Origin of the sequence: Embleya sp. NPDC059237 (assembly GCF_042754105.1) — a bacterium.
Classification (GTDB): domain Bacteria; phylum Actinomycetota; class Actinomycetes; order Streptomycetales; family Streptomycetaceae; genus Embleya.
Window position 1 is genome coordinate 1 of the sequence record NZ_JBHZAE010000069.1, and the last position, 1038, is coordinate 1038.

The window sequence follows — 1038 nt, forward strand, 5'->3', positions numbered from 1 at the left end:
CGACACGGGGACCGCACGTCCGGAGCCGCGTGGTTGGGCGTGGTCACTGGCTCGGTTCGGGTTTCGGGATCGGCCGCCGACGTCGTTGCGTGAGCGGTTGGTGCCGTCGTATACCGACAACAGCGCCTACACCGGCGGCGGCTGGCTGCCGTGCATCCTGGTGACGCTCCTGGCCGGATTCATCCGATTCTGGAACCTCGGCAAGCCCAAATCGGTGATATTCGACGAGACGTACTACGCCAAGGACGCCTGGTCGCTGCTGAAACTCGGCTACGAGGGCACCTGGCCCAAGGAGGCCAACGACCAGATCCTCGCCGGCAACGCCGACAGCCTCCAAACGCAGGGCTCGTACATCGTCCATCCGCCCATCGGGAAATGGACGATCGCGCTCGGCGAACAACTCTTCGGGCTGACCCCGTTCGGGTGGCGCTTCGCCCTCGCCGTCCTGGGCACCCTGTCCGTCCTCATGCTCTGCCGCATCGGCCGCCGCCTCTTCCGCTCCACCCTCCTGGGCTGCATCGCCGGACTCCTCATGGCCCTCGACGGCCTGCACTTCGTGATGAGCCGCACCTCCCTGCTCGACCTCGTCCTGATGTTCTGGATCCTCGCCGCCTTCGGCGCCCTGCTCATCGACCGCGACGACACCCGAGCCCTCGCCGCCCACATGTTCAAGGACGGACCCGACGCCGCCCGCGCCGCCGGCATGAAACTCGGCCTGCGCCCCTGGCGCATCGTCGCCGGCATCTGCCTCGGCCTGGCCTGCGGCACCAAATGGAGCGGCGTCTACGTCCTCGCCGCCTTCGGCATCCTCACCGTCCTGTGGGACGCCGGCACCCGCCGCGCCTGCGGCGCACGCCGCCCCTACCGCGCCACCCTGCGCCACGACGTCCTCTTCGCGTTCCTGTCCACCGTCGCCATCGCCCTGGGCATCTACATCTGGTCCTGGACCGGCTGGTTCCTCACCGACAACGGCTACTTCCGCCACTGGGCCGACGACCGCGCCGGACTGTCCCCCGACCACATCCTCGGCATCCCACT

General features: G+C 68.7%; 1 protein-coding gene. It reads left to right on the forward strand.

Going from position 1 to position 1038, the window contains the following annotated elements:
• On the forward strand, positions 1-1038 hold a 1038-nt coding region (locus ACFXKZ_RS52460; RefSeq protein WP_380015692.1), incomplete at both ends, for a dolichyl-phosphate-mannose--protein mannosyltransferase.